Below are 560 nucleotides of genomic sequence, written 5' to 3'. Positions count from 1 at the left end.
GCAGCGGCAGCACGATCGCCATCCTGATCAGCAGCGATGTGCTGGATTCGGACATCAAGATGATGTTCGATCATGAGCATTTCAGCCGCTACGCCGCCAACCACGCCAATCCGACCCTGTACGCACGCCGCTATGTGGCCGGCGCCAAGCCCGGGGTGCAGGAAGGCAATGAGGGTGCGGCGCGCGAGGCGACGCTCGATGTGGAAATGGCGCTTGGGGGCGCGCCCGGCGCACACGTGCTGCTGTACGTGATCCCCGACCTCAGCGATGAATCGATCCTGGCCGGCTACCGGCAGATCGTGCAGGACAACGAAGCGGACGTGGTCAGCTCCTCGTTTGGCGGCTGCGAGCTGTACTACACCGCTGCTTATAACGGTGGTACCGACTACACCTCGCTGTTGCGCCCATACGACGACATCTTCAAGCAAGGCAATGCGCAGGGCATCACCTTCGTTGCGTCCAGCGGCGATAGCGCCGGCCTGTCATGTGCCGATACGCAATATGTGCTCGAGAAAAAGGATGGTCGCTACGTACCCGGCGTTGTACACCCTGCCGCCGAC

General features: G+C 62.1%; 1 protein-coding gene. It reads left to right on the top strand.

What is annotated here, in order from left to right; translation table 11 throughout:
• A partial coding sequence (locus tag CKY51_RS22250) for a S8 family serine peptidase (protein ID WP_244952571.1) occupies window positions 1–560 on the top strand: 560 nt, incomplete at both ends.

The organism is Xanthomonas maliensis, from assembly GCF_009192945.1.
Classification (GTDB): Bacteria; Pseudomonadota; Gammaproteobacteria; order Xanthomonadales; family Xanthomonadaceae; genus Xanthomonas; species Xanthomonas maliensis.
Note: the sequence above shows the minus strand (reverse complement) of the source record. Positions and strands in the feature narration are given on the sequence as shown.